The 15,826-nt window shown below is 69.2% G+C and carries 13 protein-coding genes; 10 read left to right on the forward strand and 3 right to left on the reverse strand.

Features of this window, described 5'->3' with window-relative positions; genetic code table 11:
• Nucleotides 1-13: 13 nt before the first annotated feature.
• Nucleotides 14-862 (forward strand): helix-turn-helix domain-containing protein, encoded by an 849-nt coding sequence (locus tag ENC19_RS13710; protein ID WP_164447581.1) that lies wholly within the window; start codon nt 14-16, stop codon nt 860-862.
• Between the two features lie 113 nt (nt 863-975).
• Nucleotides 976-1,470 carry a TspO/MBR family protein gene (locus ENC19_RS13715; RefSeq protein ID WP_164447582.1) on the forward strand — a complete coding sequence of 165 codons (495 nt, stop codon included), beginning with the start codon at nt 976-978 and terminating at the stop codon, nt 1,468-1,470.
• A 292-nt stretch (nt 1,471-1,762) separates the two neighbouring features.
• On the opposite strand, the gene ENC19_RS13720 is transcribed toward ENC19_RS13715, so the two are convergent.
• Nucleotides 1,763-2,041 (reverse strand): hypothetical protein, encoded by a 279-nt coding sequence (locus ENC19_RS13720; RefSeq protein ID WP_164447583.1) that lies wholly within the window; start codon nt 2,039-2,041, stop codon nt 1,763-1,765.
• Nucleotides 2,042-2,077: 36 nt separating this feature from the next.
• On the opposite strand from ENC19_RS13720, the gene ENC19_RS13725 reads away from it, so the two are divergent.
• Nucleotides 2,078-4,114: a helix-turn-helix transcriptional regulator gene (locus ENC19_RS13725; protein WP_164447584.1), complete on the forward strand. Its 2,037-nt coding sequence runs from the start codon at nt 2,078-2,080 to the stop codon at nt 4,112-4,114.
• Here the strand turns inward: ENC19_RS13725 and ENC19_RS13730 are convergent.
• Nucleotides 4,091-4,786: an isochorismatase family protein gene (locus ENC19_RS13730; RefSeq protein WP_164447912.1), complete on the reverse strand. Its 696-nt coding sequence runs from the start codon at nt 4,784-4,786 to the stop codon at nt 4,091-4,093. The genes ENC19_RS13725 and ENC19_RS13730 overlap by 24 nt on opposite strands.
• Before the next feature lie 2 nt (nt 4,787-4,788).
• Nucleotides 4,789-6,009: a 3-deoxy-7-phosphoheptulonate synthase gene (locus tag ENC19_RS13735; RefSeq protein ID WP_164447585.1), complete on the reverse strand. Its 1,221-nt coding sequence runs from the start codon at nt 6,007-6,009 to the stop codon at nt 4,789-4,791.
• A 223-nt stretch (nt 6,010-6,232) separates the two neighbouring features.
• Between ENC19_RS13735 and ENC19_RS13740 the strand changes: the two genes are divergently transcribed.
• The 7 genes from ENC19_RS13740 (at nt 6,233) to ENC19_RS13770 (ending at nt 15,772) form a co-directional block, all read left to right on the forward strand.
• Nucleotides 6,233-8,152 (forward strand): anthranilate synthase family protein, encoded by a 1,920-nt coding sequence (locus ENC19_RS13740; RefSeq protein WP_164447586.1) that lies wholly within the window; start codon nt 6,233-6,235, stop codon nt 8,150-8,152.
• 17 nt (nt 8,153-8,169) lie between these two features.
• On the forward strand, nt 8,170-9,492 hold the full coding sequence (locus tag ENC19_RS13745; RefSeq protein WP_164447587.1) for a preATP grasp domain-containing protein: 1,323 nt from the start codon (nt 8,170-8,172) through the stop codon (nt 9,490-9,492).
• Nucleotides 9,493-9,514: 22 nt separating this feature from the next.
• Nucleotides 9,515-11,005: an MFS transporter gene (locus ENC19_RS13750; protein WP_164447588.1), complete on the forward strand. Its 1,491-nt coding sequence runs from the start codon at nt 9,515-9,517 to the stop codon at nt 11,003-11,005.
• Nucleotides 11,006-11,238: 233 nt separating this feature from the next.
• Nucleotides 11,239-12,588 carry an ABC transporter substrate-binding protein gene (locus ENC19_RS13755; protein WP_164447589.1) on the forward strand — a complete coding sequence of 450 codons (1,350 nt, stop codon included), beginning with the start codon at nt 11,239-11,241 and terminating at the stop codon, nt 12,586-12,588.
• Nucleotides 12,589-12,657: 69 nt separating this feature from the next.
• Complete coding sequence (locus tag ENC19_RS13760; protein ID WP_164447590.1) at nt 12,658-13,710, forward strand: carbohydrate ABC transporter permease; 1,053 nt, start codon at nt 12,658-12,660, stop codon at nt 13,708-13,710.
• 1 nt (nt 13,711) lies between these two features.
• Nucleotides 13,712-14,677, forward strand: coding sequence for a carbohydrate ABC transporter permease (locus tag ENC19_RS13765; protein ID WP_164447591.1), 966 nt, complete (start codon nt 13,712-13,714; stop codon nt 14,675-14,677).
• Between the two features lie 60 nt (nt 14,678-14,737).
• Complete coding sequence (locus tag ENC19_RS13770) at nt 14,738-15,772, forward strand: LacI family DNA-binding transcriptional regulator (protein WP_164447592.1); 1,035 nt, start codon at nt 14,738-14,740, stop codon at nt 15,770-15,772.
• Nucleotides 15,773-15,826 lie beyond the last annotated feature (54 nt).

Consider the following 15,826-nt stretch of genomic DNA (forward strand, 5'->3'; position numbering starts at 1 on the left):
CTAGGCTGGCCGCGTGAACGCGACGAAGAACGCTCTTGGTGCGTACCTGCGGGCGCGACGCGAGCTGGTCACACCTCAGCAGGCCGGCATCCCCGACGTCGGCGTACGGCGCGTGCCCGGGCTGCGGCGTGAGGAGGTCGCCATGCTGGCGGGCATCAGCGCCGACTACTACCTACGGTTGGAGCGGGGCCGCGACCGCAACCCGTCCGCGCAGGTGCTCGAATCGATCGCCCGCGTGCTCCGCCTCAACGGCGACCACGTCGCCCATCTGCGGACACTGGTGTCGCAGACACCCCGGCAACGCCGGGCCAGACGACACCCGGAGACGCCGCCGCCCGGCGCGCTCAAACTCTTGGACTCCCTCGTCCAGCCCGCCTTCATCGAGGGGCGCTACTTCGACATCCTGGCCTCGAACGCTCATGCCAGGGCGCTCTCCCCCCGCCTCGCCGTAGGCGGCAACCAACTGAGAGACATGTTCCTGGATCCGGCCGAACAGGCTCTGCACCCGGACTGGGAGAGCATGACGGAGTGCCTGATCGCCAACCTCCGACAGGCCGTGGGCAACGACATCGACGATCCGCGCTTCGTCGAACTCGCTGGTGAACTCTCCCAGGGCAGTGTCCTGTTCCGCGAACTCTGGGCCCGCCACGAGGTACGCGGGCAGCGTGGGACGACGATCCGGATCAACCATCCGCAGGTCGGCGGGCTGACCCTGAACCGAGAACGACTGGGCATCGGTGGGGCCGAGCACCTGATGCTCGTCGTGTACCACGCAGACGCCGGGTCAGACGACGCGGACAGGTTGGCCCTGATTGCCTCGGCGGGCCTACCCACCGCGCCCCGGGTCGACAGCTTCGGGTAAATCAACAGCTGAGCCGGCCACCGCGCTGTCCGGGCCCACCGAAGATGGCCCCTGGGCCCGACGAGGACCCTCCGGAAGGTTTGCCGCCCCGACTCGGCGGAGAACCACCGACCATGCGGACGAGTACGGAGCAGACCCGACGAAACGGTGCCGGCAAGTGGTGGGCGCTCGCCGGTTTCGCGGTGGCCGTCCTGGCCGCCGCCGTGATCGGCAACCTGGCCGCCTCGGGCGCCGCCGACCAGTACGCGAACCTCGACCGGCCCGCGTGGTCGCCGCCGTCCTGGCTCTTCGGCCCGGTCTGGAGCATCCTCTACGCGACGATCGCGGTAGCCGCCTGGCTGGTCTGGCGCCGGGTGGGCTTCGGTGTGGCCCTCGGCGCGTGGGTGGTCCAACTCGTGCTCAACGCCGCCTGGACGCCGCTTTTCTTCGCCGGTGACCGGTACGGGTTGGCCTTCGCCGAGATCATCCTGTTGTGGCTGGCGATCGGCGTGACCGTCCTGCTGTTCGCCCGGGCGAGTCGGGTGGCGGCGGTGCTGTTGCTGCCCTACTGGGCGTGGGTGACCTTCGCCGCGGCCCTCAACTACTCGATCTGGCAGCTCAACACCTGACCGGGGGCGGGCCAGCCGCCGAACGGCGACCACGGCAGCCACCGCAACGATCTGGCGTTGTTTCGGCGGGCCAACCGTCCGGCGGCGCTGATCATTCTGCCTACCGAAGATCTCTCAATCACCGTCGGTGCCGGTCACCGTGGCCCCGGCCCGAAGAGGTCTCACAATTCGTCACAGCCAATGCACGCTTCGTCACTGATTGGTGGCACAATCGTCGAGCAGTCGCCATCAATGCGGGGGAGCGCTGGTGTCAGAGCCCGTCAGACTCTATGACCGTGCGTACGAACGAGACCTAACCCACCAGTTGCTCCGTGACGTCGCACAAGGTGCCAGCCGGGTACTCCTGATCGAAGGCGCCCCGGGCACCGGCAAGACGACGCTGTTGAAAATTTCCCGGCAGTTCGCGGTCGAGTTGGGCATAGTCGTCGCGTCCATCGACACTTTCTCGAGCATCGAGCTGGGCACCGGCGGGCGTCCGCTCGGTCAGCAGCCCCCGGAACAGCCGATACTGATCATTATTGACGATGCCCACTCGGTCGACCCGACGCTCGTCCGCACTCTCAATCTGCATCTACGGCGGCTGGCCGAACGTCCCATGGCCCTATTCATGTCCCGTACTCCGGGCCTGGGTCCACCCGAGTTGGACCGCGCACTCGCCGCGTACGACGAGTTGATCGACCGGGTCAGCTTGGACGTGCTCTCCGAGGACGCCGTGCACGAACTCGTCGGCGATCTGCTGGGCGGGCCGCCGCCACCGGCGGTGCTGGGCCTGGCGGCCAACGCCGGTGGCAATCCGAGGCTGGTCATCGACCTGGTCGAAGGGTTGCGCGAGGAGGGCCGGCTCGACTCCGACGACGCGCATCGGGTGCCGGCCCGGGTGCGGCGCTCGGTCAACCGGGTCCTGGCCGGGCTTTCGGTGCAGGCCCAGCAGGTGACCCGGGTGGGTGCCGTGGTCGGGCACTCGCTCCTACTCGAACACGTCGCCCGCGCCCTGGACACCAGCACCGCTTCCCTGCTGGTGCCGCTCGCCGAGGTCATGGGTGCGGGCCTGATGCGGTACGAGGACGAGCACGTCACCTTCCACAACCGGATCATTCGGATGGCGGTGCTGGACGCCATCCCGCTGCCGGTCCGCCGGGCACTGAGCCACGAGATCGCGCAACTCGTGAACACCCCGGAGTCGGCGGCCACCGAACCCGCTCTCCAGGACCTCCGCCCGGCGGGGACGGTGGACGCGGTGCGCAGCCTCGTCGCCGCGGGATACGTACGGGAGGCCATCGACCTCGCCCGGCGGGTACTCGACAGTCCGATGGAGCCTGCGCTGGCCGCCGAGATCCGATCCGTGCAGGCCGAGCTGCTGGTTGTCAGCGGGCAGGCTCAGGCCGGTGTCCGGGAAGCTGAGGCCGCCCTTGCCACCCCGGGCCTCAGCCACGAATTGGCTGAGGCCGTCGGGGCCACCCGGCTGCTCGGGCTCCTCTGCCTCAACCCCGCACTCGCGCACACCGCGATCGACGACGAAAGAGGCGAAACCACGACGCGACCCATCGGGCCGCTCGGCGCGATGGCGACGGCAGTCCGCTCGGATATCGCGTGGACTGCCGGAGACATCGCGGCGGGACTGCGGCTGGGGCGGGCTGCGGCCCGGTCGTCGGACGAGACCGTGCCCTGGCCGCGCCTAGCGCTGGCGGACAAGCTGGTGGGGATCGGGGAATTCGCCGAGGCCGAGGCGATCCTGGACGCCACCGAGGCACAGTTGGCACGCCAGCACCTCAGGGCGTACCTCGTCCCGTGCGCGACCATCCGCGCGATGGCCCGGTTCCGGTCCGGTCACCTGGACGAGGCCGAGCAGCACGCCAGACACGCGGTGACCATCGGCGATCGATTCAACACCCTGTTGCTCGTGCCGCTGGCATATACCGTGCTCGCCCGGCTTGCGCTGCTCTCCGGCAACTTGCGGAACGCCGAGAAGTATCTGCGACAGTACCGGCGCAGGTCAGCCTCCGGGCAGGGGTATCCCCACTCTCCGCAGTTCGATTTCGTCGAACTGCTCGTGGTTGCCGCACGGGACGGGTTGGGCTGCGCCGGCAAGCTGCTCGGCGGCCCGATGGTCGGGCTGGTCCGGCGGATCCCGCTGATGCTGCAGGAACCGGCCGCGTCCGCGTGGTGTGTCCGCGCGGCCCAGGCCGCCGACGACCCGCAGTTGGCCGCTCTCGCAGTGGCTGCGGTGGAGTCCCTGGCTGCGGCCAATCCCGACTTTCCGACTGTCGCGACAGCCGCAAGACACGCCAGCAGCGCCCACGAGGGAACGTTGGCGGGCATCGCCCACGCGGCGGTGGAACACCGGGATCAGTGGGCTCGCGATCTTGCTCGAACGGATCTTGAGACGCTCGTGTTGCGGCTGGAACGGGGCAGGCCAGACGGACCGGCGGGAAATGACCGACCGCCGGTCCGGCTGACCACGCTGACCGCGACCGAGCTGCGGGTCGCCCGACTTGTGGCCGCAGGTTTGACCAACCGCCAGGCAGCCGTTCAGCTCAACGTGTCGTCGCACACCGTCAACTACCACCTCCGCGGCATCTACCGGAAGCTCGACATCACCTCCCGTCTGGAGCTCGTGGCACTACGGCCTCAGCTCATGGAATGAGCGGCGACGGCTGTCCAGATCGGAGAGGACTGCCGCGGTGAGCGGGGTTGCCGCGCATCGCTCGGCCGCGAGGGTGAGCGCCAGCCGGTGGTACGCCACGGTCAGGTCGGCGACGGCGTCGGCCACCAGAAAGGGTTGGATGTCGTGCGAGAAGGCGTCCAGCGCGCTCACCAGACATCCCATATGGGCGTACACACCGCACACGAGCAGTTGGTCCCGACCCCACGAGCGGAGCAGATCGAGCAGCGGCGTGCGGTGGAAGGCGCTGTATCGCCACTTGGTCAGTACCGTGTCCGCCACGTCGGGCGCCAGCTCATCCACGATCGCCCGGTGCTCGGGCGCCGCGCTCATTCCCTGTCCCCAGAAATCCGCCAGCAGCCCCCGATCCTGTTGACTCATGGAGCCTGGCTGCGCGGTGTAGACCACCGGTACGCCCTGCCGCGTGCACTCGTCGCGCAGTTCTCGCACGTTCCTGAGCAGGTCGACCGTCGGTGCCACCCGCTCCGGAAACGGCGCCAGGAAGTACCGCTGCATGTCGTGGATCAGCAGTACCGTCCGCCGGGAGTCCGGCCGCCAGGGCACGACCTGCGGCGGAAGCTCGTCGGCGGTGGGCATGGAATAGGCCGCGATCGGCGGGATGGCGGCCCGCCTCGGCTCGGCGATGGTCGTCATGGTCACCTCCACGCACCTGCCACAGCGAGCGCCTGCTCTGGATTCAACCGGGGATCACACAGTGTGGTGTACCGCTCGACCGGGCTGCTCAGCTCGGTCTCGTCGGCCACGCACTCGCGTACCTCGAAAGGGGTGGTTTCCAGGTGTAGCCCGCCCGCGACGCCACCGGCCGCCGCGACCGCCGCCTGAAACTCGTCGACCTCGCGGAGGATGGCGTTGAGCATCCGCGTCTTGCGGCCGTCCGCCGCGCTCACGGTGTTGGCGTGCATCGGGTCGCAGAGCCAGATGACCGGGTGGCCGGCGGCCCGCACGGCCGCGACCAGTCGGGGCAGTCGAGTTCCGACCGCCTCGGCACCGTGGCGGGAGATGAAGGTCAACCGTCCCGGATCCCGCTGCGGATCCAGCCGATCGGCCAGGGCGAGCACCTCCGCCGGAGTGGCCGTCTTGCCGATCTTGCAGGCGACCGGATTGGCCAGTGCGGCCAGCAGGTTGACGTGCGCACCATTCACGTCACGGGTCCGCTCGCCTATCCAGGGCCAGTGCGTCGAGGTGAGGTAGTACGCTCCGTCGTCGTGCCGGCGTACCTGCGGTGCCTCGTAGGCCAGCACGAGGGCCTCGTGACTGGTCCACACCCGCGCCTCCGGCACCGGGTGCCACAGCTGACGCGCGGCCCGACGGGCGGCCTCGAAGCAGAGCCGCATCCTAGTGGGATCCGGACGGCGGGCCGCCGGGTCGGGGCGCGGGTCGTTGACCAGCGGCCCCCGGTAGGCCGGAAGCGCTTGTCCGTCCACCCACTCCGTCGCAGCCGAGCGGGGCTTGGCGAACTGCCCAGCGATCCGACCGACCTTCAGCACGGGTAGCGCGGTCCGCATCTGGACCACTCCGGCCAGGGCCTGCAACAGCCCCACCTTGCGAGCGACGTGCTCCGGCGTGCACTCGGCCGGATCCTCGGCGCAGTCACCGGCCTGCACCACATGCATCCGCCCCTGCGCCACATCGGCGAGCAGAGCGCGCAGCACCCGTGTCTCATCCGGCTCGACCAGCGGCGGCTGTCGCAGCAGTTCGATCCGGGTCCGGTCGACGAGATCCGGATCCGCCCAGGGCGGTTGTTGGGCGGCGGGCAGGCGCTGCGCACGGGCCGCCGGGGGGGCAAGCCGTGGCGCGGTATCAGCCCCGAGAGGTGCTGTCGAGACCGATCGAGGGGCAACCGTCTGTAATGCCATGTCGTTGACTCCTCCATCTGGTGATGCGGACGAGATCCAGCCCTGTCGACAGGCAGAAAGAACGCTAACGAGTCGAGGGCCGCCGTCACCTACCCCCGTGGGTAGACACGTCCGGGCCCCGCCACGGCCTCCCGCCGCCGGCGCTACCCGATCGCGTAGGGACGGCCCGGTCTGCGCCGGACAACCTGTCATGGGACACCGATGACGAGAGGAGGCAACCGCTGTGCGAGAGACACCCACCGTCGATCTGCCGGCGCTCCGCGCAGGGCAGTACGAGGACTTTGCACTGCTGTACCGTCCCCAGGCCAACGGCGACCAGGTCGAACTCCTGGCGGGCACAGTAGGCCGGATCGAGCGGCTGGCCGAGCTACCCGCGCCGACCGAGGCCGACCAGGCGGGGATCCATTCGCTGGTGGTGGTGCCCTTCCGGCAGGCGCACGAGCAGGGCTACGACTGCCGGGACGACGGGAGCCCGCTGCTCGTGCTGAACGTGCGGGCAACCGGGATGACGAGCCGGTCGGAGCTGCTGCGCCAGTTGCCCGACGCTCCGGTCGGGTTGACCGACGGCGGCTTCGATGACGGCGACGACGAATACGCCGAGACCATCCGCCGCGTCGTCCGGGACGAGATCGGCCGCGGCGAGGGGGCGAACTTCGTCATCCGCCGGACGTTCCGTGCCCTCCTGTCGGACGCTTCGATCGACACGGCGCTCAGCGTGTTTCGCAGGCTGCTCTCCGCCGAGCACGGCGCCTACTGGACGTTCCTGGTCCGCGCGGGCGGGCACACCTTCGTCGGCGCCAGCCCGGAACAGCACGTGGGCGTGGTCGACGGACAGGTGACCATGAACCCGATCAGCGGCACCTACCGGTTCGGATCGACCGGACCAAGCCCGGACGAGGTGCTGCGTTTCCTCGCCGACGAGAAGGAAGTCGACGAGCTGTTCATGGTGGTCGACGAGGAACTGAAGATGATGGCCCGCATCTGTGACCGCGGGGGTCGGGTCATCGGGCCCTACCTCAAGCAGATGGCCCGGATCGCGCATACCGAGTACCTGCTGGCCGGACGGAGCGGCCTCGACGTACGGGACCTGCTGCGGGAAACGATGTTCGCGCCGACGGTCACCGGCAGCCCGGTGGAGAGCGCGTTCCGGGTCATCAGTCGACACGAGTCGACCGGTCGGGGCTACTACAGCGGGGTCCTGGCACTGATCGGGCTCGACGGTGCCGGACGGCAGACGCTCGACTCGGCGATCATGATTCGGACGATGCATCTGAACCCGGGCGGCGAGTTGTCAATCGGGGTCGGTGCCACACTCGTCCGGCACTCCGATCCGCACGCCGAGGTAGCCGAGACCCACGCCAAGATCGCCGCCCTGCTGGATGCGCTCCAGGGCTCCGCCCGTACGCCCCGCCCCGCCCCCGCCCGGACGGCACCCGAGCTGAGTGACATTCCGCATGTGCGCCGGGCGCTGCGCCGCCGCAATCGGCGCCTCGCCCGCTTCTGGCTGGACGATCCGGACCGGCGCCACCCAGAGTCCGGACGGCTCACCGACCGGCGGATCCTGGTGATCGACGCTGAGGACCAGTTCACCACGATGCTCGCCCAGCAGTTCCGATCGCTCGGCCCGCAGGTGACAGTGGTGCCGTGGCATCGGCCGGTCGAGTTCGACGCGGCCGATCTGGTGGTTGTCGGTCCCGGGCCGGGCGACCCGCGTCAGTACGACAACCCGAAGATCGCTCGCCTCCGCTCACTCACCGCCCAGCTGCTGTCCACCGAACGCCGGTTCGTCTCCATCTGCCTGGGCCATCAGGTACTCGCTGATCTGCTCGGCTACGCGCTGATTCGCAAATCAGCGCCGAACCAGGGCCGTCAGGCCACCATCGAGTTGTTCGGACGGCCACGCCGGGTTGGCTTCTACAACACCTTCGCCGCCCTGGCCACCACGTCGCAGCCGGACGAAGAGTACGGGCCGGTGGAGGCGAGCTTCGATCCGCGAACCGGAGAGATCCACAGCCTCCGCGCCGCCCGTTTCCAGTCCCTGCAATTCCACCCCGAGTCGGTGCTGAGCATCGACGGTCTCGACGTTCTCGCCGAGATCCTGCACGAACTCCTCTCCGCCGAAGCCGTCGTCAACCACCGCTAGTACCAACAGGAGGACCGATGCCCAAGCTGATTCTCGCCAACGTCGACGGGCTGGCGATGAGCGGCAGCCCGCGTGACGAGGAGGACTACCGGTACAGCGCGATGGCCGCGGAACGGTTGCTGGTCATGGTCACCGAGGAGGACCTGATCGTGCTGCCGCAGCAGCCGTCACCGGCTTTCCTGGCCTACACCAACGCCCTGCTCGGTCGCAGCGTCAGCGACAAGCAGGTCATCGTTCCCGCCGGCGGCAACGATGGGCTGATCTGGTCGCACCAAGCGCTCAACGACGGTGACGTACGACGCCAAATCGAGCGCCGCGTCGGGTCGGTGCAGGGCTGGGACCTGGTCGCGTTCTTCCTCGACCGGCCCGCGATCACCCTCGCGGACACGCTCGGCCTGCGTCTGCCCGCCACCGCGGGCTACCTGCGCTCCGGTGGGGCGGAGTCACTGAACAGCAAGGTGGTGTTCCGGGAGATCGCCGCGGCCTCCGGCGCACCGCTGGCCCCCGGCCGAATCGCCGCCAACCCCGCCGAGCTGGCCGACGCCATGGTCGAGCTGCTTCCAGCCACTGGCCACGTGATCATCAAGCAGGACATAAACCTGGGCGGCGTCGGCAACACCGTGGTCACCCGGAGCGAGCGTCGTGACTTCGCCGGCTCCCGCAGCACCCTACGGGTGGACGACGATGCCGACCTGCCGGCCGTCGCGGCACGACTCTGGCCCTCGGTCGCCATCGGTCTCAACACCCGGGTGGTGGTGGAGTCCTACTTTCCCGACGCCCGCCCGCTGTGCTGCGAGTTCTTCGTCCACGGTCCGGGACGGGCACCGGATCTGCTGAACTTCGGCGAGATGCGGATGGCACCGGTCTTCGTCGGCCTGGAGCTGCACGGCGGCACCGTCAGCGACGTGGACTCCGCCATGATGGTCGCCCAGTGCGCGCAGATCGCCCGAGCCGCCGGCGAGCGGGGGTTCTACGGGTACCTCAACGTGGATTCCCTGCTGACCGCAGGCGGGGACGTCATGCTCAGCGAGATCAACGGGCGGATGGGCGGCTGCACGCACATCGACGTGCTGTGCCGCGCCCTGCTGGGACCTCGATACGCCCGCACCCATGCCCTGGTCACCCGCAACCGGGTACGCGTGTCGTCGTTCAGCGAAGCCCTGCGGGCACTGGCGGACGCCGGCCTGCTGTTCGACCACGGGCGGACCGAGGGGATCGTCTTCGCCGCCGAGGCCGTCGCAAGCACCGGAACCGTTGAGTACATCGCCATCGCCCGCACCTTGGCGGACGCCCGCCGGTTGGCCGCCGCCACCGACGCTGCCCTGCCGCTCGCACACTGATCTGTTACGGAGGTTCCTTGCCATGCAGCCGGAAACCACCGCGAGGAGCGCTGGCGTCGCGGCGCTCGTCGCTCTGGCCGTGACCGACTTCCTCGTCATGCTCGACGGTCTCCTCGTCACCGTGATCCTCCCCGACATCCAGCGCGAACTCGGGTTCTCCCAGGCCGACCTGGGCTGGGTGGTCACCGGGTACGTCCTGGTCTTCGCCGGCTGCATGCTGCTGGCCGGCCGGATCGCCGACCTGTACGGACGCCGCCTGCTCCTGCTGATCGGCTACGCGCTGTTCGGGGTCGGCGCGCTGCTCGGCGGGCTGGCCGACAGCGCCTGGATGCTGATCGCCAGCCGGGCGATCCAGGGTCTCGGCGCGGCGGCGATGACCCCCGCCGGGCTGTCGCTGCTGACTGTGGCGTTTCCGAGCGGCCGGGCGCGGGACCGGGCGCTCGGCGTCTGGGCCGCCGCGGGCTCGATCGGTATTCCCTCCGGTGCGCTGCTGGGCGGGCTGGTCGCGGGCGCCTGGGGCTGGCGCTGGGTCATCCTGATCAACGTACCCGCCGCAGTGATCGGTGGTCTGCTGGCGCTGCGCAGTCTTGAGGAGAGCAAGCTCCCCCGGGCCCAGCGCCACCTGGACCTGCCCGGCGCGGCGACCGTCACCGGCGGCCTGGCGGCACTGATCCTCGCGCTGACCCAGCTCGAACCGATGCTGCGTGGCGCGCCGACCATTCTCGGCGGCGCGGCGGGGTTCGTCGTGCCGCTGGCTGTCGGGATCCTGCTACTCGCCATCTTCGCCGCGATCGAGAGTCGTACCGCTCACCCGCTCGTCTCGCTACGCCTGCTGCGGGTGCCGGGAATCGTTCGTGCCAACATCGCCGCCGCAGGGCTGCCGGTCGGACTTGGCGCGATGATGTTCATCGCCACCCAGTACCTGCAGGCAATCCGCGGTCTGACACCGTGGGAGACCGGTCTGACGTATCTGGCCCTCGCGCTGCCGGTCACCGTGTTCAGTCCGGTCGCGGCACGCCTGTTGGGGTGGCTCGGTCGCCGGCGCACCGCCGCGCTCGGCTTCGCCCTGCAGGCGACCGGCCTGTTACTTTTCCTGACCGTCGGCCCGGACAGCAGCCTGCTCGGCACCGTGCTGCCGGCCTTCGCCATCACCGGTGCGGGCGCTCCGATCGCGTACATCCCGGTGACCGGGGCCGCCGTCGAGGATGTCGGCGACGACAGCGGGCTCGCGTCGGGTCTCTACAACACCACCCAGCAGGTGTCGAACACGATCGCCCTGGCCGCGATGGCAGCCGCCGTCGCGATCGGCAGCTCCGCCGCGGAGAGCGGCGGCGTGGCCACCTCGGTCACGGTGGACGGGGTACGCGCCGGCTTCGGCGCCGCCGCTGTGCTGGCGCTCGGTGCGGCCGTCGCCTCGCTGTTCCTCCGCCGGGAGGGAGCGGTGACCGCCTCCGCCGTACGGGAGACCACGGAACAGGGCCGGGAGCCGGAACTCGCCAGGGCCGAGCCGTGACCCGCTCGAGGCGGCCCGCCACGGTCGGTCGCGGCAACCGGGACGGACCGTCGACCCGACGGCCATTGGCGGGCAAACCGCCGCCGAGCTCGGTGAACATTGCCGGATTGTTACCGCGCCGTGTCCGGTAAGGGGGTGGACCCGAGCGAATGCAAACGCTTACATGTGGGGACGACCTATCGGACCGGCGCATGTACGGCTCTCCGAAAGCGCCGGCAAGGAAGGAGAACAGCATGGCGTCTGCCAGACTGCGCCAGGCTTTCGCGATCACCGGCGTCCTGGGGCTGGCGCTCAGCGCCACCGCCTGCGGCACCGGAAGCAGCAGCAATGACGGCGGCAGCAGCAACGCCGGTTCCGCGGAGTGCGCCCCGTACGAGAACTACCAGGGCCACGAGGGCAAGAAGGTGACGATCTACTCGTCCATCCGGGAGATCGAGGCCGAACGCCTCGCGGAATCGTGGAAGCAGTTCGAGGACTGCACCGGCATCGACATCGACCACACGGGTAACGCCGAGTTCGAGGCGCAACTCCCCGTCCGGGTCGACGGCGGCAACGCCCCCGACCTGGCCTTCATCCCCCAGCCCGGTCTGCTGCAGCGGTTCGCTGAGCAGGGCCAGATCAAGGCGGCCAGCGCCGAGACCAAGGCGATGGCCGAGGCCAACTACCCGGCCGACTGGCTGAAGTACAGCACCGTCAACGGCACCTTCTACGCCGCACCGCTCGGCTCGAACGTGAAGTCGTTCGTCTGGTACTCGCCGGCCATGTTCCAGGAGAAGGGCTGGTCCGTCCCGACCACCTGGGACGACCTGATCAAGCTCAGCGACACGATCGCGGACAGCGGCATCAAGCCGTGGTGCGCCGGCATCGAGTCCGGTGACGCCACCGGCTGGCCGGCCACTGACTGGATCGAAGACCTGATGCTCCGTACGCAGACCCCCGAGGTCTACGACCAGTGGACGACCCACCAGATCCCGTTCAACGACCCCCGGGTCGCCGAAGCGGTGGACCGCGCCGGCACCATCCTGAAGAACGAGAAGTACGTCAACGGTGGATTCGGCGGCGTACGCAGTATCGCCACCACGGCCTTCCAGGACGGTGGCTTGCCGATCACTCAGGGTAAGTGCGCGCTGCACCGGCAGGCGTCGTTCTACGCCAACCAGTGGCCGGAGGGCACCAAGGTCGCCGAGGACGGCGACGTCTTCGCGTTCTACTTCCCGGCCATCGACCCGGCCAAGGGTAAGCCGGTACTCGGCGGCGGCGAATTCGTGACGGCCTTCGCCGACCGTCCCGAGGTGCAGGCGGTGCAGACGTACCTCGCCTCCGGCGAGCACGCCAACAGCCGCGCGAAGATCGGCGACTGGGTGTCCGCGAACAACAAGCTCGACCTGGCCAACGTGGCCAACCCGATCGACAAGCTGTCGGTGGAGCTCCTCCAGGACGACAGCACGGTCTTCCGGTTCGACGGTTCCGACCTGATGCCCGCCGCCGTCGGTGCCGGGACCTTCTGGAAGGGCATGGTCGAGTGGATCAACGGCGGGAACACCGCCAACGTCCTGCAGGGCATCGAGAGCAGCTGGAAGTAATTCCGGCGGTGGGCCGGTCCGCCTGGGCGGACCGGCCCACCGGCTCTTATGAGGACCCGGGGAGGGTTGATGGAGTTCGACTTTGCCGAGCAGGCACCCAAACTGATCATGCTGCTGTGGGGGCTGGTCGCCTTCGCGGTGGTGATCGGCGGACTGCTGGTGCTGCTCGACGCGGTGCCGGCCTTCTTCGCGCGGCGACGCGAGGCGCGGTTCGTGGCCGCCACCGCCAACGGGGCACCGCCGCCCGGGCGGCCCAGGTCCCGCGAGGGGCTGTTCGCCACGTTCTTCCTCTTACCGACGGTGGTGCTGCTGCTGATCGGCCTGGTCGTCCCGGCGCTCCGGACCACCCTGCTGTCCTTCATGGACGGCGGCAGCCAGAACTTCGTCGGTCTGGACAACTACCGCTGGATGTTCGCCGACGACTCGATCGTGCGGGTGCTGCTCAACACCCTGGTCTGGGTGACCCTCGTTCCGCTCGTCGCCACCTCGATCGGCCTGCTCTACGCCGTCCTGGTCGACCGGGCCCGGCTGGAGGTGGTGGCGAAATCGCTGATCTTCATGCCGATGGCCATCTCGTTCGTCGGCGCCAGCATCATCTGGCGGTTCGTTTACGCCTACCGGGGGCAGGGAGAGGAGCAGATCGGTCTGCTCAACCAGATCATGGTCAGCCTCGGCGCCGAACCCCGGCAGTGGTTGCTCGACTCGCCGCTGAACACGCTGCTGCTCATCGTGATCATGGTGTGGATCCAGGCCGGTTTCGCGATGGTGGTGCTCTCCGCGGCGATCAAGTCCATCCCGGCCGACATCGTCGAGGCGGCCCGCCTGGACGGGGTGAATCCCTGGCAGATGTTCTGGCAGGTCACGCTGCCCAGCATCCGGCCCGCACTGATCGTGGTGGTGGTCACCATCTCGATCGCCACACTGAAGGTCTTCGACATCGTCCGCACCTCGACCAACGGCAACTACGACACCAGCGTGATCGCGAACGAGATGTACAACCAGGCGTTCCGGTACGGCCAGAACGGGCAGGGCTCCGCACTGGCGGTCTTCCTCTTCGTGCTCGTGATCCCAATCGTGATCTTCCAGATCCGCAACCTGCGTCAGCAGCGGCGGGAGGGCTGAGATGACCACCACCACTCCCCCGGTCGCCGCCGGCACCCAGGCCGTGGACAAGCGGTCCACCCGGGTGTCCCGGGTACGCAAGCGGCTCAATACCCGAATCGCGACCGTGTGCGCGATCGTCATCGCGATCGTCTGGACGATCCCGACCTTCGGTCTGTTCGTCTCCTCGTTCCGGCCGGAGGATCAGCTCAAGACCACCGGCTGGTGGACCTTTTTCCGCGATCCGCAGTTCACGCTCCAGAACTACCAGGACGTGCTGTTCGGGCAGTCCGCCTCCTCGGGCAGGCTCGCCAGTTACTTCATCAACTCGCTGGTGATCACCGTGCCGTCGGTGCTGTTCCCGCTCGCGTTCGCGGCGCTGGCCGCGTACGCACTCGCGTGGATCAACTTCCGGGGCCGGGACTGGTTGTACATCGGCATCTTCGCGCTCCAGATCGTGCCGCTGCAGATGGCCCTGGTGCCGCTGCTGAGCTTCTTCTCCCGCGGAGTCAGCCTGGGCGGCGTCACCCTGCTGCCCGCCTGGAACCTCGACGGCGCGCAGAACTTCGCCCAGGTGTGGTTCGCGCACACCTGCTTCGCGCTGCCCTTCGCCGTGTTCCTGCTGCACAACTTCATCTCGCAACTGCCGAAGGATCTGATGGAGGCGGCCCGGGTCGACGGGGCCACCCACCCCAGGATCTTCCGCACCATCGTGCTACCCCTGGTTGCCCCGGCGCTTGCCGCGTTCGGCATCTTCCAGTTCCTCTGGGTCTGGAACGACCTGCTGGTGGCGCTCATCTTCGCCGGCGGCGGCGAGGGCACCGCGCCACTCACCGTCCGCCTCGCCGAACTGGCGGGCACCCGTGGCAACGAGTGGCAACGGTTGACCGCCGGAGCGTTCGTCTCGATCGTCGTACCGCTGATCGTGTTCCTGTCGTTGCAGCGCTACTTCGTTCGTGGGCTGCTCGCCGGCAGCGTCAAGGGTTGATCCGCCGTGGTGCCGTCGCCATCGGCGGCGGCACCAGGCGGGACGTGAGCGGGGTGTCACGTGACGAAGATCGACGATGTCGCCCGGCTGGCCGGCGTCTCCACGGCCACCGTCTCCCGCGCGTTGCGCGGGCTGCCGACGGTGTCGGCGGCGACCCGCAGCCGGGTGCTCGCCGCCGCCGAGCAGTTGCAGTACGCCGTGTCGCCGAGCGCCTCACGGCTGGCCGGTGGCCGGACCGGCACCGTCGCGGTGGTGGTTCCCCGGATCACCCGGTGGTTCTTCGGGGTGGTCGTCGAGGCGGCCGAGGACTTCTTCCACCGGGCCGGATACGACCTGCTGCTGTACAACCTGGGTGGGCGGGAGCAGAACCGGCAGCGCGTCCTGTACGCCACCCACCTGCACAAGCGGGTGGACGCGATCATGCTGGTCGCCACCCCGCTGCGGGCCACCGACGTGACCGCCCTGGCCGCGCTCGACCTGCCCGGCGTCACCATCAGCTCCGGTACCACCGTGCCGGGCTGGCCCTGCGTGCGGATCGACGACGTGGCGGCGGCGCGGACCGCCACCCGGCACCTGCTGGATCTGGGGCACCGCCGGATCGCGCACATCTCCGGTGACCCCGACGACGAACTCGCCTTCAGCGCTCATCTCGACCGGCGCCGGGGGCATCAGGAGGCGTTGCGCGCGGCCGGGTTGCAGCCGGACCCGAGCCTCGACGTGGAGTCGAGTTTCGACATCGCCGGCGGCACCCGGGCCACCGAGGAACTGCTCCGCCGGGGCGACCCACCGACGGCCATCTTCGCCGCCTGCGACGAGATGGCGATGGGCGCGCTTACCGCGCTGCGCGACGCCGGTCTGCGGGTGCCTCAGGACGTCAGCGTGATCGGCATCGACGACCACGCCCTCTCCGGGGTGCTGGGGTTGAGCACCATCGCCCAACCTGCGGTGGAGCAGGGTCGGTTGGCCGCTCAACTGCTGCTCGACCCCCTCTGCGGACGAGCCCTCGACGCCGACGTGAGCAAACCCGATTCGTCGGTGATCCTGGACACTCGGCTGGTCGTACGTGATTCGACCGCGCCCGCCCGGGCAAACTGAACGACAGCCAGCACGCCGTCGGGGCCGACCGGGCCCGGACGGCTCGACCATGGG

The organism is Verrucosispora sioxanthis (genome assembly GCF_010560025.1).
GTDB lineage: Bacteria > Actinomycetota > Actinomycetes > Mycobacteriales > Micromonosporaceae > Micromonospora > Micromonospora palythoicola.